The sequence below is a fragment of the Micromonospora coerulea genome (genome assembly GCF_016598485.1).
GTDB classification, from domain to species: domain Bacteria; phylum Actinomycetota; class Actinomycetes; order Mycobacteriales; family Micromonosporaceae; genus Micromonospora; species Micromonospora coerulea.
Genome location: NZ_JAEMUW010000047.1, coordinates 1 through 24490, shown reverse-complemented (window position 1 = coordinate 24490; position 24490 = coordinate 1). Strand labels below are relative to the sequence as shown.

21 protein-coding genes are annotated in these 24490 nt (G+C 74.2%); 13 read left to right on the top strand and 8 right to left on the bottom strand.

The features are described 5' to 3' along the window. On the bottom strand, nucleotides 1–386 hold a 386-nt coding region (locus I8N68_RS30905), incomplete at its 3' end, for a hypothetical protein (protein WP_200216639.1). 175 nt (nucleotides 387–561) lie between these two features. On the opposite strand from I8N68_RS30905, the gene I8N68_RS30900 reads away from it, so the two are divergent. Then, the gene (locus tag I8N68_RS30900) at nucleotides 562–1995 is read left to right on the top strand and encodes an RNB domain-containing ribonuclease (protein ID WP_200216637.1); all 1434 of its coding nucleotides are present in this window, start codon (nucleotides 562–564) and stop codon (nucleotides 1993–1995) included. Between the two features lie 33 nt (nucleotides 1996–2028). Here I8N68_RS30900 and I8N68_RS30895 read toward each other — a convergent pair whose 3' ends face one another. Beyond that, a complete protein-coding gene (locus tag I8N68_RS30895; protein ID WP_200216635.1) occupies nucleotides 2029–2832 on the bottom strand; it encodes an inositol monophosphatase family protein in 804 nt (267 codons plus the stop codon). A 138-nt stretch (nucleotides 2833–2970) separates the two neighbouring features. On the opposite strand from I8N68_RS30895, the gene npdG reads away from it, so the two are divergent. Then, nucleotides 2971–3669, top strand: a complete 699-nt coding sequence (npdG, locus tag I8N68_RS30890; RefSeq protein ID WP_200216632.1) for an NADPH-dependent F420 reductase — start codon at nucleotides 2971–2973, stop codon at nucleotides 3667–3669. 85 nt (nucleotides 3670–3754) lie between these two features. Further along, nucleotides 3755–3910, top strand: coding sequence for a VOC family protein (locus I8N68_RS33405; protein ID WP_307813045.1), 156 nt, complete (start codon nucleotides 3755–3757; stop codon nucleotides 3908–3910). Between the two features lie 73 nt (nucleotides 3911–3983). Here the strand turns inward: I8N68_RS33405 and panB are convergent, their stop codons facing one another. Both panB and I8N68_RS30875 read right to left on the bottom strand, forming a co-directional pair. Then, the gene (panB, locus tag I8N68_RS30880; protein WP_200216629.1) at nucleotides 3984–4829 is read right to left on the bottom strand and encodes a 3-methyl-2-oxobutanoate hydroxymethyltransferase; all 846 of its coding nucleotides are present in this window, start codon (nucleotides 4827–4829) and stop codon (nucleotides 3984–3986) included. A 133-nt stretch (nucleotides 4830–4962) separates the two neighbouring features. Next, a complete protein-coding gene (locus tag I8N68_RS30875) occupies nucleotides 4963–6726 on the bottom strand; it encodes an NAD+ synthase (RefSeq protein WP_200216626.1) in 1764 nt (587 codons plus the stop codon). Between the two features lie 225 nt (nucleotides 6727–6951). On the opposite strand from I8N68_RS30875, the gene glnA reads away from it, so the two are divergent. The 3 genes from glnA (at nucleotide 6952) to I8N68_RS30860 (ending at nucleotide 9574) form a co-directional block, all read left to right on the top strand. Further along, nucleotides 6952–8301: a type I glutamate--ammonia ligase gene (glnA, locus tag I8N68_RS30870; RefSeq protein ID WP_200216624.1), complete on the top strand. Its 1350-nt coding sequence runs from the start codon at nucleotides 6952–6954 to the stop codon at nucleotides 8299–8301. Between the two features lie 35 nt (nucleotides 8302–8336). Continuing rightward, nucleotides 8337–9029, top strand: a complete 693-nt coding sequence (locus tag I8N68_RS34115; protein ID WP_200216621.1) for a helix-turn-helix transcriptional regulator — start codon at nucleotides 8337–8339, stop codon at nucleotides 9027–9029. Nucleotides 9030–9202: 173 nt separating this feature from the next. After that, nucleotides 9203–9574: a VOC family protein gene (locus I8N68_RS30860; protein WP_200216619.1), complete on the top strand. Its 372-nt coding sequence runs from the start codon at nucleotides 9203–9205 to the stop codon at nucleotides 9572–9574. A gap of 235 nt (nucleotides 9575–9809) precedes the next feature. On the opposite strand, the gene I8N68_RS30855 is transcribed toward I8N68_RS30860, so the two are convergent. Together I8N68_RS30855 and I8N68_RS30850 are read right to left on the bottom strand one after the other, a co-directional pair. Next, nucleotides 9810–10274, bottom strand: a complete 465-nt coding sequence (locus I8N68_RS30855; protein ID WP_200216616.1) for a hypothetical protein — start codon at nucleotides 10272–10274, stop codon at nucleotides 9810–9812. 135 nt (nucleotides 10275–10409) lie between these two features. After that, nucleotides 10410–11339 carry a S66 peptidase family protein gene (locus tag I8N68_RS30850; protein ID WP_200216613.1) on the bottom strand — a complete coding sequence of 310 codons (930 nt, stop codon included), beginning with the start codon at nucleotides 11337–11339 and terminating at the stop codon, nucleotides 10410–10412. Between the two features lie 72 nt (nucleotides 11340–11411). On the opposite strand from I8N68_RS30850, the gene I8N68_RS30845 reads away from it, so the two are divergent. Next, nucleotides 11412–12179, top strand: a complete 768-nt coding sequence (locus tag I8N68_RS30845; RefSeq protein ID WP_200216611.1) for a type 1 glutamine amidotransferase — start codon at nucleotides 11412–11414, stop codon at nucleotides 12177–12179. A 1-nt stretch (nucleotide 12180) separates the two neighbouring features. Beyond that, nucleotides 12181–15213 (top strand): bifunctional [glutamine synthetase] adenylyltransferase/[glutamine synthetase]-adenylyl-L-tyrosine phosphorylase, encoded by a 3033-nt coding sequence (locus I8N68_RS30840; RefSeq protein WP_200216608.1) that lies wholly within the window; start codon nucleotides 12181–12183, stop codon nucleotides 15211–15213. 969 nt (nucleotides 15214–16182) lie between these two features. Here I8N68_RS30840 and I8N68_RS30835 read toward each other — a convergent pair. Then, a complete protein-coding gene (locus I8N68_RS30835; RefSeq protein ID WP_200216606.1) occupies nucleotides 16183–17838 on the bottom strand; it encodes a hypothetical protein in 1656 nt (551 codons plus the stop codon). 44 nt (nucleotides 17839–17882) lie between these two features. Between I8N68_RS30835 and mptB (I8N68_RS30830) the strand changes: the two genes are divergently transcribed. The 4 genes from mptB (I8N68_RS30830) to I8N68_RS30815 all read left to right on the top strand — a co-directional run bounded on the left by mptB (I8N68_RS30830) (nucleotide 17883) and on the right by I8N68_RS30815 (nucleotide 21674). Beyond that, complete coding sequence (gene mptB, locus I8N68_RS30830; RefSeq protein WP_200216604.1) at nucleotides 17883–19283, top strand: polyprenol phosphomannose-dependent alpha 1,6 mannosyltransferase MptB; 1401 nt, start codon at nucleotides 17883–17885, stop codon at nucleotides 19281–19283. A gap of 12 nt (nucleotides 19284–19295) precedes the next feature. Beyond that, complete coding sequence (gene mptB / locus I8N68_RS30825) at nucleotides 19296–20783, top strand: polyprenol phosphomannose-dependent alpha 1,6 mannosyltransferase MptB (RefSeq protein WP_200216603.1); 1488 nt, start codon at nucleotides 19296–19298, stop codon at nucleotides 20781–20783. A 79-nt stretch (nucleotides 20784–20862) separates the two neighbouring features. Next, nucleotides 20863–21207: an ArsR/SmtB family transcription factor gene (locus tag I8N68_RS30820; protein WP_200216602.1), complete on the top strand. Its 345-nt coding sequence runs from the start codon at nucleotides 20863–20865 to the stop codon at nucleotides 21205–21207. Between the two features lie 14 nt (nucleotides 21208–21221). Continuing rightward, nucleotides 21222–21674 (top strand): SRPBCC family protein, encoded by a 453-nt coding sequence (locus tag I8N68_RS30815; protein WP_200216600.1) that lies wholly within the window; start codon nucleotides 21222–21224, stop codon nucleotides 21672–21674. A gap of 1281 nt (nucleotides 21675–22955) precedes the next feature. Here the strand turns inward: I8N68_RS30815 and I8N68_RS30810 are convergent. After that, a complete protein-coding gene (locus I8N68_RS30810; protein ID WP_200216597.1) occupies nucleotides 22956–23465 on the bottom strand; it encodes a hypothetical protein in 510 nt (169 codons plus the stop codon). Nucleotides 23466–23809: 344 nt separating this feature from the next. Between I8N68_RS30810 and I8N68_RS30805 the strand changes: the two genes are divergently transcribed. Continuing rightward, a complete protein-coding gene (locus tag I8N68_RS30805) occupies nucleotides 23810–24190 on the top strand; it encodes a hypothetical protein (protein ID WP_200216594.1) in 381 nt (126 codons plus the stop codon). Nucleotides 24191–24490: the final 300 nt, after the last annotated feature.

Genomic DNA, 24490 nt, shown 5'->3' with positions numbered 1-24490 from the left:
GCCGCGGCGAAGAAGGCACCCGCGAAGAAGGCACCCGCTAAGAAGGCACCCGCGAAGACCACAGCGGCGACCCGGAAGGTCACCTCCACCGGGAAGAAGGCCACCGTGGCGGTGAAGAAGACCGCCGGACCCGTGGGGAAGAAGACCACGGCGGAGCAGGGCCCGACCGCGGCGAAGACGACGCCGGCGACGAAGACAGCCGCCACGAAGGCCGCCACGACCCGCCCGACCGGGGGCGCCCGCAAGGCGGCCGCGACGAAGGCGCCGGCGAAGAAGGCGACCGCAACCTCCTCGACCACCACGCGCACGGCGGCGGCGAGGAAGGCGACCTCTGCGGCGTCGTCCGTGGGCCCCCTCGAAGCCAGGACGAGCACCTCGACCGGCACCCACAAACGGCTTACCGCCGCCCGCAAGCCCGCCGGCGCGAAGGTCGTCGCGGGCCGGTCGACGATCAAGCCGACGACTGCTCGGAAGGCGGCCGGCTGACGTCCACCGCCCACCGCTGACCGGCTACGCCGAGCCGGTGAGCGGATCACGCGCCGCGCTGTCAGGATTGACCCCGTGGTGATCCGACGCGTACTGGCGCCCCGCATCGACTTCGGCGCGCTGCGCCGCGAGCTGGGACTGCCCGAGGGATTCCCGGCCGCGGCGCAGCGCGAGGCCGACGAGGCGGCCGCCGCGCCGCTGCCGACCGCCGCCGATCGCACGGACATCCCGTTCGTCACGGTCGACCCGGCGACGTCCCGCGACCTCGACCAGGCGATGCACCTCAGCCGCCGCCCCGGTGGCGGCTACCGGGTCCGGTACGCGATCGCCGACGTCGCCGCGCACGTACGCCCCGCCGGTCCGCTGGCGGAGGAGACCTGGCGTCGCGGCCAGACCGTCTACCTGCCCGACGGGAACGTGCCGCTGCACCCGCACGCCCTCAGCGAGGGGGCGGCCAGCCTGCTGCCCGACGCCGACCGGGCGGCGGTGCTCTGGACCATCGACCTCGACGCCGACGGGGAGACGGTCGCCGTCGCGCTGGAACGCGCCCGGGTGCGCAGCCGCGCCAAGCTCGACTACGTCGGTGTCCAGCGGGACGCCGACGCGGGCCGGCTGCCCGAGCCGATCGCCCTGCTGCCCGCGCTCGGCACGCTGCTCACCGCCCGAGGGCTGCGCCGCGGCGCGGTCAACCTGCCGCTGCCCGAACAGGACGTCGAGCCGGACGGCGACGGCTGGCGGCTGGTGCTGCGCGGACCGGGCCCGATGGAGGACCACAACGCCCAGATCTCGCTGCTCACCGGGATGGCCGCCGCCGACATCATGCTCGCCGGCCGGGTCGGGCTGCTGCGGACGATGCCGCCGCCGAGGCCGGAGGCGGTCGACCGGCTCCGCCTCGCCGCCGCGCCGCTAGGCGTGGACTGGCCGGCCGGTCGCTCCGTCGGCGAGGTGCTCGCCGCGCTGGACGCCTCCCGGCCCCGGGCGGCCGCCTTCATCGACCAGGCGGCCGAGCTGATGCGCGGGGCGGCGTACACCGCCTTCGACGGGGAGCTGCCGGCGCAGCCGGAGCACGGCGGGGTGGCCGCCGCGTACGCCCACGTCACCGCGCCGCTGCGCCGGCTGGCCGACCGGTACGCGACCGAGGTCTGCCTGGCCCTGCACGAGGGCCGGGAGGTGCCGGACTGGGCGCGCACCGCGCTGTCGAAACTGCCGGAGGTGATGGCCAGCACCGACCGGACCGCCTCGGCGGCCACCCGTGGTGCGATCGAGCTGGCCGAGGCGGTGCTGCTGGAGCACCGGGTGGGGGAGACCTTCTCCGCGGCGGTGCTGGACGTGGACGCGCCATCGAACGGCAACGCGAAGCCGGGCCGGCCGCCGGGCGGCACAGTCGCCCTGGACGAGCCGCCGGTCCGCGCCCGCTGCACCGGCGAGCTGCCGCTGGGCGAGCGGATCCGGGTCCGCCTGGTCACCGCCGATCCGACCCAGCGCAAGGTCCTCTTCGAGCACGCCTGACGGACGCGGGGGCCGGGGGTCTGACGGGCGGAGCTACCGAACGGTTGGCAGCTGGCCGCCGATGAGCGCCAGCAGGGCGGCGTGCGTCTGCCGGTCCGCCGCCACCACCAGGCCACCCCGTCCGCTGTGTACGGGCTGCCCGTCGAGGTCGGTCACCGTGCATCCCGCGGCCGCACACAGGGCGATCCCGCTGGCGAAGTGGACGCTGTCCCGCAGCTGGCCATCGGTGACGTACGCGGCTCGCCGGCCAGCCGCCACCCAGGCCAACGCCAGCGTGGTGGACACCACGCGCGGGTGGAACCGCCCGATGAAGCCGGGGTCGGCGAGCAGCCGCACCGCCCGGAACCCAGGGGCGTTGGGAAAGGGCGGATCGAGGTTGACGTCCACCAGCCCGGACCCGGCGGACGGCGTGAGCGGCTCGTCGACGCCGTCGCGGCGTACGTACGCGCCGGTGCCACCGGTCCAGAACACCTCGTCGGTGAACGGGTCCGCCGACGCCGCGACCGTGCTGCCCGAGCCCGTCCGCAGGGCGACGTTCACCGCGACCAGCAGGCCGCGGGTGGCATAGTTCCTCGTCCCGCACAAGGGATCCACCAGCCACCTGCGCGCCGCGCCGCTGGGCCCGGTGCTGCCGCTCTCCTCACCGGTCACAGCGTCGTCCGGCCGGGCGGAGCGCAGCAGGTCGACGATGACCCGCTCGGCTTCGAGGTCGGCGGCGGTGGCGAAGTCGCCCGCCGACTTGTCGACGCGCGTCAGCGACGCCCCGTAATTGGCGCGCACGACGGCGGCCCCCGCCTGCGCCGCCGCGATGGCCAGTTCCGGGTCCGTGATCAGCATCCGCGGAGAATAGCCACCGGCGGCGCACCCTCCGCTGCACGGGGCCCACCAGCCGCCGGGCGGGCCGGCGCGGGCCAGCGGGGATTGTCACAGCGCCGCGCGCTGCTCAGCGCCGTGGCGGTTTGCGAGGATGGCCGTATGGCTTATGACGCGACCACCCTGCCCGACGTCTCCGGGCTGACCGTCGGCATCATCGGTGGCACGGGCGAGCAGGGACGGGGGCTCGCCTACCGGTTCGCCCGGGCCGGCCAGACCGTGCTGATCGGTTCCCGTTCCGCCGAGCGCGCGGCGCAGTCGGCCGCCGAGATCGCCGCGCTGCCCGGCGTTTCCGCCGGCACGCAGGTGGCCGGCGCCGACAACGACGAGGTCGCCCGCCGCAGCGACGTGGTGGTCATCGCCGTGCCGTGGGACGGGCACGCCGCCACCGTCGCCGGCCTGGCCGAGCCGCTGGCCGGCAAGATCGTGGTGGACTGCGTCAACCCGCTCGGCTTCGACAAGCAGGGGCCGTACGCCCTGCGGGTCGAGGAGGGCAGCGCCGTGCAGCAGGCCGCGAAGCTGCTGCCGGACTCCCGGGTCTGCGCGGCGTTCAACCACGTCAGCGCGCCGCTGCTGGCCGACCCGGAGATCGAGCGGATCGACCTCGACGTGCTGATCTGCACCGAGGAACGGGAGCTGGTCGACGTGGTGGCCGCGCTCGCCGCCCGGATCCCCGGCATGCGGGGCATCTACGCCGGCCGGCTGCGCAACGCCCACCAGATCGAGGCGTTCACCGCCAACCTGATCGCCATCAACAAGCGCTACAAGGCGCACGCCGGCATCCGGGTCACCGACCTCTGAGGCGCTGGGGACACGGCCGCTCGGTCCGCGCCGCGCAGCGGTCGGGGTCGCCACGCGCTTCCTCAAGGTCGGCGGCGGCCGGGGGGTGCCGCTGCCCGAGCGGCGGTCCCGCGTCGACGCCGAGGCGACCCGCCTGGTGGCGCTCGGCGCGCGGGCGCTGGGGAGGATGGACGATCCGGCGAACAGCTACTACTCGGTCCAGCTCGCCGGCCCGGAGGGGAACGAGTTCTGCGTGGTGTGATCCACCGGCCGGTTCCGGTGACGCTGCGCCGAGCGGCGGGCGGTGCGGCCGCGGCCGCACCGCCCCCGGTGCTTCAGAAGGTGTGCTCGGCGGCCGGGAACTCGCCGCCGCGGACCTCCTCGGCGAAGCGGCGGGTCGCGTCGGTCAGCGCGCCCGCCAGGTCCGCGTAGCGCTTGACGAAGCGCGGGGCCCGGCCGGTACGCAGGCCGGCCATGTCCTGCCAGACCAGCACCTGGGCGTCGGTGTCCGGGCCGGCGCCGATGCCCACGGTCGGGATCGGCAGCTCGGCGGTGATCCGCTTGGCCACCTCGCCGGGCACCATCTCCAGCACCACCGCGAACGCGCCCGCCTCGGCCACCGCCCGCGCGTCGGCGATCACCTCGTCGGCGCTGTCGCCGCGGCCCTGCACCCGGTACCCGCCAAGGGTGTGCTCGCTCTGCGGGGTGAAGCCGATGTGCGCCATCACCGGGATGCCGGCGCCGACGATCGCCGCGATCTGCTCCGCGCAGCGCCGCCCGCCCTCCAGCTTCACGGCGTGGCAGCCGCCCTCCTTCATGAACCGCACCGCCGTGCGCAGTGCCTGCGTCGGCCCCTCCTCGTAGGAGCCGAACGGCAGGTCGCCGACGATCAGCGAGTGCTTCGTCGCCCGTACCACGGCGCGGACCAGGGGCAGCAGCTCCTCGGCGGTCACCGGCAGGGTGGTCTCGTAGCCGAAGACGTTGTTCGCCGCCGAGTCGCCGACCAGCAGTACCGGGATCCCCGCCGCGTCGAAGATCGAGCCGGTGTACTGGTCGTACGAGGTGAGCATCGCCCACCGCTCGCCGCGCTCCTTGGCGGCGATCAGGTCGCGGGTCCGGACCCGCCGGGTGGTCGGGCCGCCGTACAGGGCGGTCACCTCGGTCGGGGTGGATTCCACCATGACTCTCTCCTTCCTCGAGGCCGCCTCCGCGGTCCCCGGGTTCCGTCGCGATCGTCGCACCGGACGACCCGCCCACGGCAGGCCGGAGTGGAGGATTTCACTCCCCGGCCGGCGGGCCGGGGGAGACGATGGCTCAGCCGTGCTCGCGCCATCGGTTGGTGATGGGCAGCCGGCGGTCCCGCCCGAACGCCTTGATGGAGATCTTCGTGCCCGGAGCGGACTGCCGCCGCTTGTACTCGGCGGTATCCACCATCCGCAGCACCCGGTCCACGATCGCCGGGTCGTGCCCCGACTCGATCAGGCCCTCCCGGCCGAGATCGCCGTCGACGTAGCCGATCAGGATCGGGTCGAGGACGTCGTAGGCCGGCAGCGTGTCGCTGTCGAGCTGCCCGGGGCTCAGCTCGGCCGACGGCGGCTTGCCGATCGAGTTCTCCGGGATCGGGGCGGTCTCGCCGCGGCGGGCCGCGTCGGCGTTGCGCCACTTCGCCAGGCGCCAGATCAGCGTCTTCCAGACGTCCTTGACCGGGTTGTAGCCGCCCACCGAGTCGCCGTACAGGGTGGAGTAGCCGACCGCCAGCTCGCTCTTGTTGCCGGTGGTGAGGACCAGATGGCCCTCCTGGTTCGACAGCGCCATCAGGATCACGCCGCGGACCCGGGCCTGGAGGTTCTCCACGGTCACCCCGGACAGCGACATGTTGGCCAGGTACGCGTCCACCATGGGCTGGATCGGCTCGATCCGGTAGTCCAGCCCGGTCCGCTTGGCCAGCTCCTCGGCGTCGGCGCGGGAGTGCTCGGACGAGTGCTGGCTGGGCAGCGACACCCCGACCACCCGCTCCGCGCCGAGCGCGTCCACCGCGATGGCCGCCGACACCGCGGAGTCGATGCCGCCGGAGAGGCCGAGGACGACCGAGGGAAAGCGGTTCTTGTTGACGTAGTCGCGCAGGCCCAGCACCAGCGCCTGCCACACCTCGGCCTCGTCGGCGACCGGCTCGATGATCCCGCCGCGGGCGAGTTCGCCGGTGGGCGCCAGCGGCAGGATGTCGCTGACCTTGGCTCGGACGATCCGCATGTCGTCGGCCAGCTGCTGACCGTGGTCGACCGGCTCCCTGGCCGGCGGCAGCTCGACGTCGTGCACCAGCAGGTGCTCGACGAACTGTGGCGCCCGGGCGAGCAGCGTGCCGTCCGCGCCGACGATCATCGAGTCGCCGTCGTAGACCAGCTCGTCCTGGCCGCCGACCATGTTGACGTACGCGATGCTGGCGCCCGCCTCCGCGGCCCGGCGTTGGACCAGCGGCAGCCGGACGTCGTCCTTGTTCAGCTCGTACGGCGAGCCGTTGATGTTGAGCACCAGCCCCACGCCGGCCTGCCGGGCCACGGCGAACGGGCCGCCGGCCTGCCACAGGTCCTCGCAGATGGTCAGGGCGACGTCCACCCCGCCGATCCGCACCACGGTCAGGGTGTCCCCGGAGACGAAGTAGCGGTCCTCGTCGAAGACGCCGTAGTTGGGCAGGTGGTGCTTGAAGTAGGTGGCCACCACGGCCCCCCGGTGCAGCAGCGCGGCCGCGTTGCGGGCGCCCCGACCTGGCTCGGCGTCGGCGCTGATCTGCGGCGGGCCGTCGGCGTCCAGGTAGCCGACCAGGACCGGCAGTTCGCCGAGGCCGTCGGCGGCCAGGTCCGCGGCGAGCCGCTGGAGCCCGGCCCTGGACGCGGCGACGAAGGAGCGGCGGAAGACCAGGTCCTCGACCGGGTAGCCGGTCAGCATCAGCTCCGGGAAGAGGGCGAGCTGGGCGCCGGCGTCGGCGGCCTTGCGGGTCCAGCTGCGGACCAGGTCGGCGTTGCCGGCGAGGTCACCGACGGTCGGGTTGACCTGGCACAGGGCGAGACGCAGGGTGGGCATGTCCTCATCTTGCCCCAGCGTGGCGGACCCTTCACGGCAGGACGTGGGAGACGCCGGCCACCCCGCCGGGCCGGGCCGGCCGTCCACCCGGGCCCGCGCGGCGGGACACGGCGGGACGTGCGTCGGCGGGTCGCGTAACGTCTGCGTAACGAGGCCGGTGGAGACTGGGCGGTCAGGCCGGACCGGCCCCGCCGGTACCGGAGATCAGTGTCGCGAGGGGTGGAAGTGGACCGTCAGCAGGAGTTCGTCCTCCGTACGCTGGAAGAGCGGGACATCCGGTTCGTCCGGCTGTGGTTCACCGACGTGCTGGGCACGCTGAAGAGTGTGTCGGTGGCCCCCGCGGAGCTGGAAGCCGCCTTCGAGGAGGGCATCGGCTTCGACGGCTCGGCGATCGAGGGCTTCGCCCGGGTCTTCGAGTCCGACATGGTGGCCATGCCCGACCCGACCACCTTCCAGGTCTTCCCGTTCGAGGGCGGGGTCAGCGGCGAGAGCGCCCGGATGTTCTGCGACATCCTGCTGCCCGACGGCGGCCCTTCCTGGGCCGATCCCCGGCACGTGCTGCGCCGGATGCTGTCCAAGGCGGCCGAGAAGGGCTTCACCTTCTACACCCACCCCGAGATCGAGTTCTTCCTGCTGGAGAACGGCGCCCAGGACGGCTCGGTGCCGATCCCGGTGGACACCGGCGGCTACTTCGAGCACACCACCCACGCCGTGGCCCGGGACTTCCGCCGCCAGGCGGTGCTGGCGCTGGAGCGGATCGGCATCTCGGTGGAGTTCAGCCACCACGAGGTGGCCCCCGGCCAGCAGGAGATCGACCTGCGCTACGCCGACGCGCTGACCACCGCCGACAACATCATGACCTTCCGGCACGTGGTCAAGGAGGTGGCCCTCTCCACCGGGGTGCAGGCCAGCTTCATGCCGAAGCCCTTCACCGACCAGCCCGGCAGCGGCATGCACACCCACCTGTCGCTGTTCGAGGGGGAGCGCAACGCGTTCCACGACGCCGGCGACCCGATGAAGCTCTCCAAGGTGGCGAAGTCGTTCATCGCCGGCCTGCTGATGCACGCCCGGGAGTACACGGCGGTCACCAACCAGTGGGTCAACTCGTACAAGCGGCTCTTCCCGCAGGCGCTGCCGGACCGGATCACCGAGAGCCCGGCGTACGTCTGCTGGGGTCACCTGAACCGGTCGGCGCTGGTCCGGGTGCCGGCGTACGGCAAGCCGAACTCGGCCCGGGTGGAGGTCCGCTCGCTGGACTCGGCGACCAACCCGTACCTGGCCTTCGCGGTCATGCTCGGCGCCGGCCTGAAGGGCATCGAGGAGGGCTACGAGCTGCCTCCGGGCGCCGAGGACGACGTCTGGTCGCTGAGCAGCGCCGAGCGCCGCGCGATGGGCTACGAGGCGCTGCCGGAGAACCTGGCCGAGGCGATCGACGTGATGGCCGGCTCGGAGCTGATCGCCGAGGTGCTCGGCGAGCACGTCTTCGACTTCTTCCTGCGCAACAAGCGGGCCGAGTGGGAGCAGTACCGCCGCGAGGTCACCCCGTACGAGCGGCAGCGCTACCTGTCGCTCTAGTGGGGAGTGTCGTACCGGGGGCTTAGCTTCCGGGGGTGAACCGGACCGACCGTCTCTACGCCCTTGTCGAGGAGCTGCGGGCCGTGTCGCCGCGCCCGCGCAGCGCCCGCTGGCTCGCCCGGCGCTTCGAGGTCAGCACCCGCACCATCGAGCGCGACATCGGTGCGCTGCAGGCGTCCGGTGTGCCGATCTGGGCCGAGCCGGGCCGCACCGGCGGGTACGTGGTCGACCGCGCCCACACCCTGCCGCCGGTCAACCTGACCGCCGGCGAGGCCGTGGCGCTGGCCATGGCCCTGCACCGGCTCGGTGGCACGCCCTTCGCGTCGGCCGCCGGCGCCGCGCTGCGCAAGCTGGTCGCGGTGATGCCGGCCGCCGACGTGGCCGAGGCGCACCGGCTGGCCGGCCGGGTGCACCTGATCGGCGACGTGCCCGCCACGCCTGTCCCGGCCGTCGTCGCCGACGCGGTCACCGCAGGGCGGGTGCTCCGCCTGCGGTACGCGGACCGGTCCGGCGCCGATTCCGTCCGCGACGTCGAGCCGCTCGGCTACCTCGGCAACTCCCGGCACTGGTACCTGCTGGCCTGGTGCCGGCTCCGCGACGAGCTGCGCTGCTTCCGCACCGACCGGATCCGCGCGGTGGCGGTGCGGCCCGAGCCGGTCCGGCGCGAGCTGCGCCTGGCGGACCTGGACATCCCGCACGAGCGCATCCGCCCGCTGAGCCTGGTCTGAGCTGGCGGGCCGGGCTCGCCATGCCGTTGCCCGACGACGAATGCGCGCGGGGGCATCCCGGCATCGGCCGAAGCCGGTCGGAAACACCGACAGGACGGTGTCGCGGACGGGGGTGAGGCTGCTTCCTGACGACGCCGGTCGAGCGGCCGGCACGGGGAAACAGGAGGCAACCCATGTCCACGACGCCCATCACCTGGTTCGAGATCGGCTCCGACCGGCCGGAGGTGGCCGAGACGTTCTACCGCGAGCTGTTCGGCTGGACCTTCGAGGAGCAGGGCGGGCCGGGTGCGTCGTACCGGCAGACGACGGCCGGCGGGGAGCGGGGGATCGGGGGCGCGATCCGGGCCACGAACGGCGCGTCGCCGAACTACGCGATCTTCTACGCCGAGGTCACCGACGTGGCGGAGACCTGCCGGCGGGCCGAGGCGGCCGGCGGCAAGGTGCTCGTACCGGTGAAGACGACGCCGGCCGGGCTCACCTTCGCCCAGCTGCTCGACCCGTCCGGCAACCACTTCGGCGTCTTCACGCCGCCCGCTACGGCCTGACCGTACGGCGCAGGGGTGCCCGGTGCCCGGCGCGGGCACCCCTGCGGGTGCGTTTCGTGCTGCCCAGCGACAAGAAGCGCACCCACCCGGGCGCCGGTCGGCGGCGCCGGGGCGGAACCCGGTGCCGGGCCCCGCCGGGTGGCGAGGCCCGGCACCGGGCGGGAGGGGTGGCTCCGCCGGAGGTGCCGGCCGGAAGGGAGTGAACGGCCGATGAGGAGACGACGGGGCCACCGGGTCACTTGCCGGTCGTACCCTCCGGGCCGCCGTGGTGGCCGCGGCCGCCCGGGCCCGGGAAGACCCCGGCCTCGGCGGCCTTGGTGATCGCGTCGGCCTGCTCCTGGGTGAGCTTGCCGTCCTTCACCGCCTGGTCCAGCCGCTCCTTCAGCATCGCCTGCCGGTCCGCGGTGGAGGGGCGCTCCGGCCGGTCGGCCTGCTGCTGCTCGCGGACCTTCTCCAGGGCCGCGGTGACCTTGTCCGTGGACACCCCGAGCTCCTTGGCGAGCGCCTCGGCGAAGGCGGCCTGCCGGTCGGCCCGCTGCTGCTGCCGGTCGGTGCCCGGGTCGGTGCTGCTGTTGGCGCTCGGGGACGGGGTGGCGCTGTCCTCGGCGAACGCCACCGTCGGGGCGGCGATCCCCACGCCGAGCACTCCGGCGGCGGCCAGGCCGGCCAGCAGGTGCTTCTTCGACATCGTGCGGGACATGAGTCCTCCAGTTGGTCGGTGGTGGTGCGATGACGTGACCGACAGTGACCGGCGGAGCTGGGGGTAAGCCGTGGCGAACCTGTCACCAGGCTGAAAGTTCCTGGCCGGAGGCTCAGCAAGTTCCTGGCCGGAGGCTCAGCGGACGGCTGGCGCCACGGTCAGGGTGCCGGCGTCGGCGTCCAGCACGGCCCGGGTACCGACCGGGACGGTGAGCTGGCCGACGCCGTGACCGATCGGCAGGCCGCCGAGGACCGGAACGCCGAGGTCGCCCAGCCGCTCGCTGAGCACATCGTTGACGGTGGTGTCCCAGCCGTCCGCGCACTCGGTGAACTGGCCCACCACCACCCCCGCCAGCCCGTCCAGCACTCCGGCCCGCCGCAGGTGGGTGAGCATCCGGTCGATCTTGTACGGCGGCTCCTGCACCTCCTCGACCAGCAGCACCGCGCCGGTCAGGTCCGGCAGGTCCGGGGTGCCGATCGACGCGGTGATCAGGCAGAGGTTGCCGCCGAGCAGCGGACCCTGTGCCCGGCCCGGCACCCGGACGGCGAAGGTCTCCTCCTCGGCGACGGCGGCCAGGGTCACCGGCTCGGTGGTCATCAGCGCCGCGTGCAGCGACTGCGCCGAGCGCAGCGGCGTCCGGTCGTCCAGCCAGGCCGCGCCGGGGCCGTGCACGCTGGCCAGCCGGGCACCCCGCCAGAGCGCGAACTGCAGGGCCGTGATGTCGGAGAAGCCGGCCACCACCTTCGGGTCCCGCCGGACCGCCGCCATGTCGATCATGTCCACCACCCGCTGCGCGCCGTAGCCGCCCCGGGTGCAGATGACCCCGCGTACCTGCGGGTCGGCGAAGGCGGTGTTCAGGTCGGCGGCGCGCAGCGCGTCGTCGCCGGCCAGGTAGCCCCGGCGGGCGTACGCGTTCGGCGCCGGCACCGGGCGCAGCCCCCAGCCGGTGAGCAGCTCCATGCCCCGGGCCACCCGCTCCGGCCGGGTCGGGCCGGACGGGGAGATCAGCATCACCGTGTCGCCGGGGCGCAGGACCGGTGGTCGCAGGCAGTCGTCGGTGAGCACAGCGGGAGCCTAGTGCGGGTCCCGGCCGAGCCGTTCCCGGCGGTCGGCGGCGTACCGGATAGCCTCGACGTCGTGGCGACCGCGCTGGTGATCGAGAACGACCCGACCGACGACCTCCGCCGACTGGGAGAGTGGCTGACCGAGGGGGGCCTCCAGCTGCGGGTGCTCCGCCCGCACGCGGGTGAGGAACTCCCCGCCGACCTGGCGGGGTACGCCGCGCTCGTGGTGCTCGGCGGCGACCAGCAGGCGTACCCGCTGCCCGACGGCACCCCCGGCGCGCCCTGGTTCCCGACGTTGGAGGGGCTGCTGCGCAAGGCGGTGCGGTACCGCGTGCCGACCCTCGGCGTCTGCCTCGGCGCCCAGCTGCTGGCCACCGCGCACGCCGGCGAGGTCGAGCGGAGCCCGTCCGGACCGGAGGTCGGCCCGGGCGTGGTCGGCAAGCGGGACGCCGCCGACGCTGATCTCCTCTTCCGGTACGTGCCGCTGATCCCGGACGTGCTCCAGTGGCACTCCGACGAGATCACCGCGCTGCCCCGGGGCGCCACCCTGCTGGCCGCCTCCACCCGCTACCCGCACCAGGCGTTCCGCCTCGGCGACCGGGCCTGGGGTCTCCAGTTCCACATCGAGTGCGACACCGCGATGATCGCCGACTGGGCCCGCGACTCGGACCTGCTGGCCGAGTTGGGCTACGACGAGGAGCTGGTGGTGGCCGCGTGCGACCGGGTGATGGCCGACGTGGAGGAGGTCTGGCAGCCGTTCGCCATCCGGTTCGCCGCCCTCGCCCTGGGCGAACTGGACGACGACACCACCCGTCGCAGCCTGCCGCTGCTCGGACACTGAGATGACCCGACCGACCAGGGGCCGCCTCGCCCGGTACGGCTTCGCGGAGGGCGACGGCGGGGCGCGGGCCGCCGACCTGCTCGGCCCCGACGGGCTCGGTCTGTGGCGGCCGGACGCCCAGGAGCCCGCCGGCGAGCGGGCCGTGGAACTGCTGGCCGCCCTCTCCCGGGCCGCCGACCCGGACCTGGCGCTGCGCCAGCTGCACCGACTCGTCGAGGCGGAGCGCCGGGCCACCGACACGCCGACCCTGCTCGACGCGCTGCACGACGATCCGGGGCTGCGGCGGCGGCTGGTCGCCGTGCTCGGGGCCTCCTCGGCGCTCGGCGACCACCTGGTGGCCAACCCGGGCCAGTGGGTGGTGCTGGCCACCGCCCCGGACGGGCTCGCCCCGACCGCCGAGGGCCGGCTCGACCAGGCCGCCGCCGCCCGGTTCACCCCGTCGACCCAGCCGGTCGCGGTGCTGCGGCACGCGTACCGGCTGGCGTTGCTGCGGATCGCGGCGGCCGACCTGACCGGCGGCCGCGGCCTGGAGCAGACCATGGCGGCGCTCTCCGCGCTGGCCGACGCCACCCTCGCGGCCGCCTACGAGATCGCCGTCGACGAGCTGCCGGAGGGGACGCCGCGCCCACGGCTGGCCGTGGTGGCGATGGGCAAGTGCGGCGGGGACGAGCTGAACTACGTCTCCGACGTGGACGTCATCTTCGTCGCCGCCGCCGACGACGACCTGACCGCCGCGACCCTGGTCGCCACCCGGCTGATCCACATCTGCGGGCTGGTCGCCTGGCCGGTGGACGCGGCGCTGCGCCCGGAGGGCAACCGGGGGCCGCTGGTGCGTACCCTCGCCAGTCACCTGGCCTACTACCGGCGCTGGGCCCGCACCTGGGAGTTCCAGGCACTGCTCAAGGCCCGGCCGGCGGCCGGTGACCTGGACCTGGCCAGGGAGTGGATCGACCAGCTCGCCCCGCTGGTCTGGTCGGCCGCCGAGCGGCCGGAGGCGGTCGAGGACGTCCGGTCGATGCGCCGCAAGATCATCGACAACATCCCGCCCAAGGAGCTGGAGCGGGAGATCAAACGCGGCTCGGGCGGGCTGCGCGACATCGAGTTCGCCGTCCAGCTCCTCCAGCTCGTGCACGGCCGGGGTGACGAGTCGCTGCGGGTGCCGGGCACCATCCCGGCGCTGCGGGCCCTGGTCGCCGGCGGCTACGTCGGCCGGGCCGACGGGGAGGCGCTGCTGCGCGGCTACCGGTTCCTGCGCGGCGTCGAGCACCGGCTCCAGCTCCAGGGCCTGCGCCGTACCCACACCGTGCCGACGGAGCCGGCCGCGCTGCGCTGGCTGGCCGCCGCGCTGGGCTACGCCGCCACGCCGGGCCGCAGCGCCGTCGAGGAGTTCCGGGCCGAGTGGGTCACCCACGCCACCGAGGTACGGCGGCTGCACGCCAAGCTGCTCTACCGGCCGCTGCTGGAATCGGTGGCCCGGGTGCCGGCGGACGGGCTGCGGCTGACCCCGGCGGCGGCCCGGCACCGGCTGGAGATCCTCGGCTTCGCCGACCCGGCGGGGGCGCTGCGTCACCTCCAGGCCCTCACCGGCGGGGTGAGCCGCACCGCGGCGATCCAGCGCACCCTGCTGCCGGTGCTGCTCAGCGAGTTCGCCGACGCGCCGGAACCGGACCGGGGGCTGCTCAACTACCGGCAGGTCTCCGACAAGCTCGGCAGCACCCCCTGGTACCTGCGGCTGCTGCGCGACGAGGGGCCGGTGGCCCTCCGGCTGGCCCGGGTGCTCTCCTCCTCCCGGTACGCCGCCGACCTGTTGGCCCGGGAGCCGGAGGCGCTGCGGCTGCTGGCCGAGGACAGCGAGCTGACCCCGCGTCCGCGGGAGGTGCTCTGCGAGGGCTTCGCCGCCGCCGCCGCCCGGCACGCCGACCCGGAGCAGGCCACCCGGGCGGTCCGCGCGTTGCGCCGTCGCGAGCTGGTCCGGCTGGCCTGCGCCGACGTGCTCAGTCGGGCGGGCGCGCTGGCCCCGCTCACGCCGCGTCCCATTGATGCGGGCGTCCGCGCCGAGCGCACGCCCATCCTCGCCGGCGTCGGCGCGGTGGGCACCGCCCTGTCCGACGTCACCGACGCCACGCTGGCCGCGGCGCTGCGAACCGCCCGGGCCGCCCAGCCGGGACCGCCCGGGTTGCGGTTCGCGGTGATCGGCATGGGCCGGCTCGGCGGGTACGAGTCCAACTACCTCTCCGACGCCGATGTGCTCTTCGTCTACGACCCGCCGGCCGGCGCCAACGACGCGTCGGCCAGCGCCGCCGCGCAGGCGATCGCCGAGGAGCTGCGCCGGCTGCTCGGCATGCCCGCCCCCGATCCACCGCTGGGGGTGGACGCCGACCTGCGCCCGGAGGGCCGGCAGGGCCCGTTGGTCCGCAGCCTCGCCGCGTACGCGCAGTACTACGCCCGCTGGTCGAAGGTGTGGGAGGCGCAGGCGCTGCTGCGCGCCCGGTTCGTCTGCGGCGACGCCGACCTGGGCGCCGAGTTGGTGGCGATGGTCGACCCGGTCCGCTACCCGGCCGACGGGCTGACCCGCGAGCAGGTGGTGGAGATCCGCCGGATCAAGGCCCGGGTGGAGACCGAGCGGCTGCCCCGGGGCGCTGACCCGGCCACCCACACCAAGCTGGGCCGGGGTGGCCTGGCCGACGTCGAGTGGGCGGTGCAGTTGCTCCAGCTCCGGCACGCCGGCCGGCTGCCGGCGCTGCGCGGCACGCGTACCCTCGACGCCCTTGCCGCCGCCCGGGACGCCGGCCTGCTCGACCCCGTCGACGCCGCGGAGATGGCCGCCGGTTGGACGCTCGCCGCCCAGGTCCGCAACGCGCTCATGCTGGTCCGCGGCCGGGCCGGTGACCAACTGCCCCGGCACGGGGTGGAGCTGGCCGGCGTGGTCCGGCTGCTCGGCCGGGACGACCCGGGCGAGTTCCTCGACGAGTACCTGCGCACGGGCCGCCGCTCCCGGGCGGCGATGGAACGCGTGCTCGAAGCTCCCGCCTGACCATCCGGCCCGGCCTGGCTGCACTCGCCCCGCCCGGCCTGGCTGCGCCTGGCCCCGCCCGGCCCGGCTGCGCCCGGCCCCGCCCCGGCCCGGCGCGTTCCGGCCTGGCCCGGCCTGGCTTGGCGTGGCCCGCCTGGCCTGGCCTGGCCTGGCCTGGCCTTGCCTAGCCCGGCTTGGCTTGGCCCGGCTTGGCCTGGCCCGGCTTGGCCTGGCCCGGCTTGGCCTGGCCCGGCTTGGCCTGGCCCGGCTTGGCCTGGCCTGGCCTGGGGCGCGACCTGGGTGGGGCCGCCTTGGCTGGTCGTCGTCGGCTCGCTCTCCTGCTGCTTCTGGCGTGCCGGGTCGGGCATCGAGGCGGTTCGTCCCGGCTGAGGCCCAGGTGCTCGGCGAAGATTCGCCCGACCGGCGACATGGTGCTCGGTCCCTATGGAGCTGATGTCGTAAACGATTCGCCCGGCGCAGCCTGGCCCGGTAACCCAGCGGGTGACCGCGCGGGCGCCTCGCCTCCAGTCCGTGCCCGCGCATTCACCCGACGTCCCCGTCCGCTTCGGTGATTCGTCTACGACATCAGCTCCATAGCGCTTAATGGAGACATCTGGCCAGGGCGGGGCCAGCCGGCCCAGGCGTTCTGCCCGGAGCGGTTGGGGATGCGGCTGCCGAGTGGTAGGCCGCCGAGTGCGATGTGGCGACGGTGCTTGTTGTAGGCGTGCAGCCAGCCAGCCAGCCAGCCAGCCGGGCCGAGCCAGCCGAGCCAGCCGGGTCAGCCGGGCCGAGCCAGCCGGGTCAGCCGGGCCGAGCCAGCCGGGTCAGCCGGGCCGGGCCAGCCGGGCCAGGCCAGCGGGGCCGGGCCGCGCGAGCGGGGCGGGGGAGGAGGCGGGCGAGCAGGCGGGTGAGCAGGGCCGGGCCGGGGCGGTCGGGTCGGGGCGGCCGGGGCGGGTCAGACCGGTGGGGCTGCGGCCGGGGCGGGTGGGCTCAGCTGCCCAGGGTGTAGGTGCCGGCGCGCGGCACGGTGACCGCCGTCCACTGACCGTCGGCGGCGGTCGTCGCGCCGCCGGACACGGTCAGCCAGCGGTCGTGTCGCACCCGGACCGGCACGGTGCCCGCCGCCGAAGCGCGGAAGGTCACCGAGGCGCCGTCCTGGCGCACCAGCTCCCCGGGTGCGCCCACCAGCGGCGTCGGCTCGGCGACGGCGTAGAGCCGCCAGTGCGGGTCCGACCAGATCTCGGTGAGGTAGGGCAGCCCGGCGGCGACCAGCTCTGCCTCGCCCCGTCCCACCCAGGACAGCTCGGTGTCCGGCACGGCGACGTACTGCACGGCGTTGTCGGCCAGCCAGGCGCGGTAGGACGCGGGGGTCAGCGGCACGCCGGTGCCGGTGGCGCCGGGCACGCTGGTGAAGAAGAGCGGGTTGCGGGCGATGTCGGCCTGCCGCAGCCAGCCCCGGGCCAGCGGTGTCTCGCCGAGGTGCGCGGCCTCCCAGTAGTTCCGGGTCGGCGGCACCTCCACCCGGCCGGCCAGCCCCCGCCGGACCAGCTCCGCCCGGAGCGGGTCGAAGAAGGCCCGGTCGCTGGTCGGGTCGCCGATGCCGCGCAGGTCGGCCGCCACCACCGGCGGCTGCCACCAGCAGACCACGCCGAGCAGCCCCGCCAGGGCGAGCCCCCCGGCCACCCGCCGCCTCGGTGCGCCGGCGCCCGCCCGCCGCCCCTCGTCGACCGGCTCGCCGTCGACCGGCTCGCCGTCCGCCGGCCGGCCGGCGGGGAGCCGGCCGCGGACCCGTCGGGGCAGCCGGGCGTAAGCGGCCAGCACCGGCAGCGCGAACATCACCACCAGCCGGGTCGCGTTCAACCCGACCGGGGTGTGCACCAGCGCCGCGGCCAGCACCCCGGCCGCCGACAGCAACGCGCCCACCCGCACCGGCCGGCTGGCCACCAGGGCCGCCACCAGCAGGCTGGTCAGCACCGCGTGCAGCGTGTCGGCGCGGCTGATGTTCATCCAGCCGCCCTCGCCGAAGAGCAGCCCGGTCACCCCCAGCGGGAGTGCGGCGGCGATCCCGAGCAGCAGGCCGTCGGCGTACCGGCGGGTGAGCAGCAGCGCGACGCCGGCCAGGCCGACGAAGAGCCCGGCCACCGGGCTGGTCGCCGAGGCCAGCAGGGCGCCGGCGACGACCAACGCGGGCCGCAGCCCGCGGCGCCCCGGCGGGGCCGACGCCGGCAGGGTAAGCGCGAGCAGCGCGGCCAGCCCGAAGGCCACCCCGAGGGCGTACGTCACCCGGCCTGAGACCAGGTTGCCGGCGATGGTGAGCATCCCGATCAGGCTGCCGAGCAGCGGCCGGGACGCCCCGGCGCGCACCAGCAGGGCGGCGAACGCGGTCGCCGCGGCGAGCAGCGCGAGCGCTCCGGTGAGGCGTACCCCGAGCAGGGCCATCAGCGGCGGCGAGACCAGGCTGTACCCCCACGGGTGGACGCCGCCGTACCAGCGCAGGTCCACCGCGGCCGTCCCGTGGGCGGTGAAGAAGCCGGCGCGGGCCACCTGGGCGGAGAGATCCGAACCCATCGACGGCAGGGCCAGGTAGAGCACGCCCAGGGCGAGCGCGGACGCGGCGGAAACCGCCACCACCCGACTGCCCCGCATGCCCACCTCCTGACCGCGACCACCGTACTGGCAGCATGTCCCGCGTGCCTCACCACCTCTCGCGCTGGCTCGGCCTGGCCGGTTCGGTGCTGCTCGCCGTAGCCGCCTTCCTCGGCGGCGCGCTGCCCCACGGAGACCTGCGACCCACCCCGGTCAGCATCTGGCAGGGCCGGAACGGGCCGCTGATCATCGCGCTCTGGCTGGTCGGCACCGGCCTGATGGCCTGGGCCTGGTGGTCGCTGCGCGACCGGCTGCCGTCGACCCGCTGGGTGCTGGTCACGGTCGCGCTCTGGCTGCTGCCGCTGCTGATCGCGCCGCCGCTGGGCAGCCGCGACGTCTACGCGTACGCCTGCCAGGGGGCGAGCTGGTCCGGCGGGATCAACCCGTACGAGCAGGGCGTGTCCGCGCTGCCCTGTCCGTGGCTGGACACCATCTCCTACATCTGGCGGGACACCGCCGCGCCGTACGGGCCGCTCTTCGTGGTGGTCGCCGGGGCGGTCGTCTCGGCGACCGGCTCGCTGGTCGGCAGCATCGTGCTGTTCCGGCTGCTGGCCCTGGCCGGCGTGGCGCTGACCGCGTGGGCCCTGCCCACGCTGGCCCGCCGGTGCGGGGTGCCCGCGGAGCGGGCGCTCTGGCTGGCGCTGGCCTGCCCGCTGGTCGCCGTGCACGTGATCGGCGGCGCGCACAACGACGCGCTGATGGTGGGTCTGCTGACCGCGGGACTCGCGGTGGTGGCGTCCCGTCCGGGCCGCCCCGGACCGTTGCTCGCCGGTGGCCTGCTGCTCGGGCTGGCCGCCGGGCTCAAGGTGACCGCGTTGGTCGTGGTGCCGTTCGCCGCGCTGGCCGCGATCGCCGGGCCGTACCGGTTCCGCGCGCTGCTGCGCGACGGCGGCGTGGTGGTCGGTGCGGCGGTGGCCGCCGTGGTCGGTGTCACGTTCGCCGCCGGTCTGGACTTCGGCTGGGTCACCGGGCTGGAGCAGGGCAACCTCGTGATCGCCTGGACGTCGCCGCCCACCGCGGTCGGCCAGACCATCGACTACCTGGCCGCGCTCTTCGGCGCGCACATCGACGCGCTGCCGGCGACCCGGGCGATCGGCGTGCTGGTGCTGGCGGTGCTGCTGGTCTGGCTCTGGTGGCGGGCCCGGCACCGGGAGCCGCTCTGGCACGCCGGCCTGGCGCTGGCCGCCACCGTGGCGCTCGCCCCGCTCTTCCATCCCTGGTACTGGACCTGGCCGCTGGCCGTGCTCGCGGCCACCGCCCGGCGTACCGGCTGGTTCAGCCTGATCGCCCTGGTGTCGTCGTTCCTGGTGCTGGCGGACGGCACCGGCCTGGCCCGGTTCACCAAGATGCCCGGGGCACCGCTGATGACGCTGTTGGTGATCGTGGTGGCCGTGCGGTTGGTACGGTCGGCTCGGGCGGCCCGCCAGCCGGCCCCCGCCGACTGAGGAGAGGTGCCGGTGGCCGGTCCCGGCGAAGCGCCCGACGCGGTCGACCGGCCGGCGAGAGCCCGGCTCGCGCGCTACGCCGGACTGGTCGGGGCGGTCCTGCTGACCGTCGCCGGCTGGCTGGGCGGGGCGCTGCCCGACGCGCCCGCCACCACCCCGGCCGGCATCTGGCGGGGACCGCACGGGCCCGTGCTCCTCGGCTGCTGGCTGGCCGGCACGGTGCTGCTCGTCGGCGCCTGGTGGGCGCTGCGGCGGGGCGCGCCGTCGACCCGGTGGGCGTACCTGACCGCCGGGCTCTGGCTGCTGCCGCTGCTGGCCGCACCCCCGGTGGGCAGCCGGGACGTCTACTCGTACGCCTGTCAGGGCTGGTCGTGGGCGCACGGCGTCGATCCGTACCGGGTGGGGGTGGCGGCGGCCGGCTGCCCGTGGACGGACGCGGTGGCGCCGATCTGGCGGGACACCCCGGCGCCGTACGGGCCCTTCTTCGTGCTGCTCGCCGGGCTGGCGGTGACGGTCGGGGGTGGCCTGGTCGGGGCGGTCGTACTGCTGCGGTTGCTCGCGGTGGCCGGGGTGCTGCTGGCCGCGCTCTGCCTGCCCGGCCTGGCCCGGGCCGCCGGCGTGCCGACCCGGCGGGCCGCCTGGCTGGCGCTGGCCTGCCCGCTGGTCGCCGGGCACCTGGTCGGCGGGGCGCACAACGACGCGCTGCTGCTCGGCCTGCTCCTGTGCGGCCTGCTGGTGCTGGTCCGCCGGCCCGGCGGGCCCTGGGCGCTGGTGGTGGCGGGGCTGCTGCTCGGGCTGGCGGTGACGGTGAAGGCGGTCGCGGTGGTGGTGCTCCCGTTCGCGGCGCTCGGCGCGGTGCGGGGCCGCTACCCGTGGCGTGCGCTGCTGCGTGACGCCGGTCGGCTGGGCGGGGGAGTGGTGGCCGCGGTGCTGGTCACGTCCCTGGTCACCGGGCTCGGCTTCGGCTGGGTGGGCGGCCTGGCCCGCAGCGGCGACTCCGAGCAGTGGACCTCGCCGCCGACCGCCGTGGGTTTCGTCGTCGACTACGCCGGCGCGCTGGTCGGCCGGGAGCCGCACGCGGTGCCGCTCGTCCGGCTGGTCGCGTTGCTGGTGCTGGCGGTGCTGCTGGCCGCGCTCTGGTGGTGGGCCTGGTCGGCGCTGCGCCGGCTGAACGAGGTACGGCAGCCGGCGGCGCGGCCGGCCGCCGCGCGCCACCGGGTGATCCTGCTCGGGGCGGGCCTGGCGCTGGCCGCCACCGTCCTGCTCGCCCCCGTCTTTTACCCCTGGTACGCCACCTGGCCCCTCGCCGCGCTGGCCGTGGCCACGGTCCCGGTGGCGCGCACGGTCTGGTTCGCGCTGCCCTGCGCGGTGGTCTCCTTTCTCGCCCTGCCGGACGGCACCAACCTGGCCCGCTTCACCAAGGCCCCCGGCGCGCTCGCGATGACCGTTCTGCTGCTGGCGCTGGTCGGCTGGGCGGTCCGGCGCGCCCGCCGGGCCTGATCCAGCCAGCGGTGCTTGACGGCCGGACCCGTGAGCTCTATGTTTAACGCATCCGTTAATTAACGAGGTGGTTACGCAAGTGGCAGACGATCGACTCAGCGTCATCTTCGCGGCGCTGGCCGACCCCACCCGCCGGGCCATCCTCGCCCGGCTGGTCGAGGGGGACGCCACCGTCACGGAACTCGCCGAGCCGTTCGCGATCAGCCTCCCGGCGATCTCGCGGCACCTGAAGGTGCTCGAGCAGGCCGGGCTGATCACGCGGTCCCGCAGCGCCCAGTGGCGCTCCAGCAGCCTCAACCCGGAGCCGTTGCGTGAGGCGACGGCCTGGATGGAGCGGTACCGGCAGTTCTGGGACACGAACTTCGACCGGCTCGACGCGCACCTGAAGCGGATGCGGACCCAGACGGAGCAGAACGAGAAATGAGAGAGGGCGACACCATGACCGACACGACAGAAACCCAGGATCTCGTCATCACCCGCGTCTTCGACGCCCCGCGAGAGCTGGTCTACCGGGCGTTCACCGACCCGGACCAGCTGGCCGCCTGGTTCGGCCCGGCCGGCTGGTCGGTGCCGCGGGAAACCGTCAGCGTCGAGGCCCGGGTCGGCGGCCACCAGCGCTTCACCATGGTCAACGACGCCGATCCGAGCATGGCCTCGGCGGTCGACGCCACCTTCACCGAGCTGGTGGAGAACGAGCTGCTGGTCGGGACCCAGCGGGTCGACTTCGGTGCCGGCGAGATCGCCATGGCGCTCCGGCTGGAGTTCCACGACGAGGGGGGCAGGACCCGCCTGGTGCTGCGCCAGGGGCCGCACCGGCCGGAGCTGACCGGCGGCGCCCGCGAGGGCTGGGCCAGCTCCTTCGACAAGCTGGACGCCCTGCTCGCGCGCTGAGCGCCCCGGCGTACGAAGCGGCCGGGCCGGCCCCGCGAACGCGGAGCCGGCCCGGCCGGTGCTGGTGGAGCGAGTGTTCCGACGACCGCTCAGCAGTCGAAGTACATGGCGAACTAACTGCGCGTGGCGGCTGACCTGGGGGAGTGGTGTCGATCAAGCCGCTGAGCAGGTCGTACGCCGTATATCAACTTCCATCTTTATCCAGTGCTTCCGGGCGGCCTCTGTACCCCTCGTGTACCTAATGATCATGGGGTGGTGTTGTGTGCGAGTGGTCCGGAGGAGGGCCGGTGGGGCATCCCGTCGCGCAGGCTCCGCCCTGCCGGGCCGCGCCGACCTGGTCCAGGTGGAGCGCCCCGCTGGACGAACGACCTGGACCAGGTCGGCGCGGTCTGGTGGCCTCCGGTGTGCGACGGGTACCCGGTCGCGGCCGGGGCATCCCAGAGTCGCCGAGGGTTCGGGGCGAGTAGCCCCGACCGCCGGAGGCCATCCCCGGGTCGTAGGGCCGGAGGCCCTACCCGCCGGAGGCATCGCCTCTGCGGCCACGGACCGGCGCGGGCCCGACCGGCGGGAGCGGCAGGCCGCCGGCCCCGCCCGGTCGAGTCGGCCCGGCGCGGCGTGGTCGTCGCTTGGTCGGCCGGAGTGGCCGGGCGGCTCGCCGCCGTAGTCCTTGACGTGCTGACTGGAAGCCCGGTGATCGCTGTACCTCGGCGGTACCGGGCTTCGTCATGCCTGCTGGTGGTCGCGCGCAGCCGGGGTCGCCGCGCCGGTAGCGAAGCGGCAAGGCGCGGCGTGCCCCGAGCGGCGCGCAGCGGGCCGCTTGCGGCCCGCCTTGAAGACGTAGGGAAAGTTCTCACCGGCGAGAATCCAGGACAGAGAATCCAGGCAGAACCACGCGGGCGGGACGGAAGGGATCGACAGAGAGGCGAGGGGCCACGCGGTGCTGAATTGCGCTCTTCCAGATCAAGGCGGCCCGCAAGCGGGCCGCGCCGGCCCGGCCCCGGCCTGCTGGCGACCTCCGGCCGGCATCGGCTGGGCCGGCCGGCCACACTGACGGACGACCAGGACCACGAAGACCTCGAGGCTCCGCCCCGAACCCGGCCCTCCTCAGAGATGCCGCCGCGGATCACCTCGCCGGGCACCACAAGGGCTACCAGCCTCCCTGGACGGGGCCAAGGTCGTTCGGACGTAGGGGCGCTCCACCTTGTCCACGTCCAGAGAGGCTGGACGGTCTACGACTGCCCGACGAGGAGATCCTGAAAGAAGCGCCTTCAGCGCGCACAGTCACTGCTCGTCACCGGAAGCAATGAAGGACAGAAGTAGGAGGCTCTCGGTCCCGTTCAGGATCTTTACCGACGTTGCTCGGTCCACGTCGATCACCGTAGGGGAAGCGGGCGTATTCCACCGCTCAAGGAAGAAGGTGCAGCTGCCCTTCGCGCCGACGACCTCACCCCTGCCGACGATCACAAAGGGGCCGGCGGGCACCGCGTCCATCGGCGCAAGATCGACTACATCTCCCGGCAGCAGCATCAGCGGGTCGCTGGCGGCGGGACCTACGTAGGCAACGTTCCAGCTTGCTCGCTCAGCATACGAGTCAACCTGCCGATACCCCTCAATGCTGACACTTGACGAGCACCTCACGAGCTTCGACAAGGTCTCTCGCTGGCCGATATCACAGCCGGCGGCCGTGAGGCTTGTAGCGATCAAGGCAGGCAGCAGCAGCCACACCATCAACAGGTTGGCGCCGAGCGACGATTGCGCCGACGCCGGCCGCGGTTTTTCGTCCGGGACCACAGGCAGACTCCCACCATCTCGACGGATTGGCGGTACAGCCATTCGTACAGTCAAGCCGGCTAGAGCCGACGCGACCCGACAGCGGCGAGACCACCTGAGCAGCGGCAGAGTACATCGGCCAGCCACCCGAGATCTTCTTCTGAACCGAAGGCCGCCACGGGCCAGTAACCGGGGTGCGCAGCGGTCACGAGAGGGCACGAGGCGCAGCCGCGCCGGCCGTCCGCCGCAGGCGTTTCGGGCCTCACGACCAGTCGATCGCGCTCTTCCAAACTGACGCTCCGCGCCCAAACCCCCCGAGCAGTCCGCCCGTCGGACATCAAAGGTGGTTGATACACTCCGCGTCCATGGAGAAGCGCTACGCAGCAGCCACCCTGTCCCTGTCCCTCGCGGCACTTCTCACCGCCTGCACCAGCAGTGCGTCGCATGAGGAGCAGATCGAGTACCTGCACAAGATGGCTCAGCGTGGAGCCGAAGCACATGCCGTGTACAAGAGCCAGGGAGACGCTGGCGACCCGGATAAGTGCGAATCCGCCTACGAACTCTACAATGGACCCCACGGGAACGACGCGCCTGTCGTCGGGAACTACGACGAAAAAGTCGCCTTCCTGAAAGAAGGCGAGAGGTTGTTCATGGGCAGCTGCATGAACGGCACGCCGTCGGCGGTCTCCGCGCGGAGTAAGCCCGCCAGCCCTTCCGCCCCACCGGCCTCCCGGGCGACTACGTAAGCATTCCATCGGCTGACGCCAGCACCCCGACCGATTGGCGGTCCGCGTCTGGTCCGCAAGAGGCCCACGGATGGCAGGGGAGTGTTGAGAGATGTCGAGAGCCGTTTCCGCTGCTAGAAGCCCATTCGCACAGGCTGTCGGGTCGCCCATTTTGATCTCGTAATGCGTAGGTCGACGGTTCGATTCCGTCAGGCGGCTCGGTACAGAAGCCCAGGTCAACGACCTGGGCTTCGCCGTTTCCCGAGATCGATCACGCCTCCGTCCGTGGTGCCGGTCCTTAGATAGTCCTTGTCCCGTGCC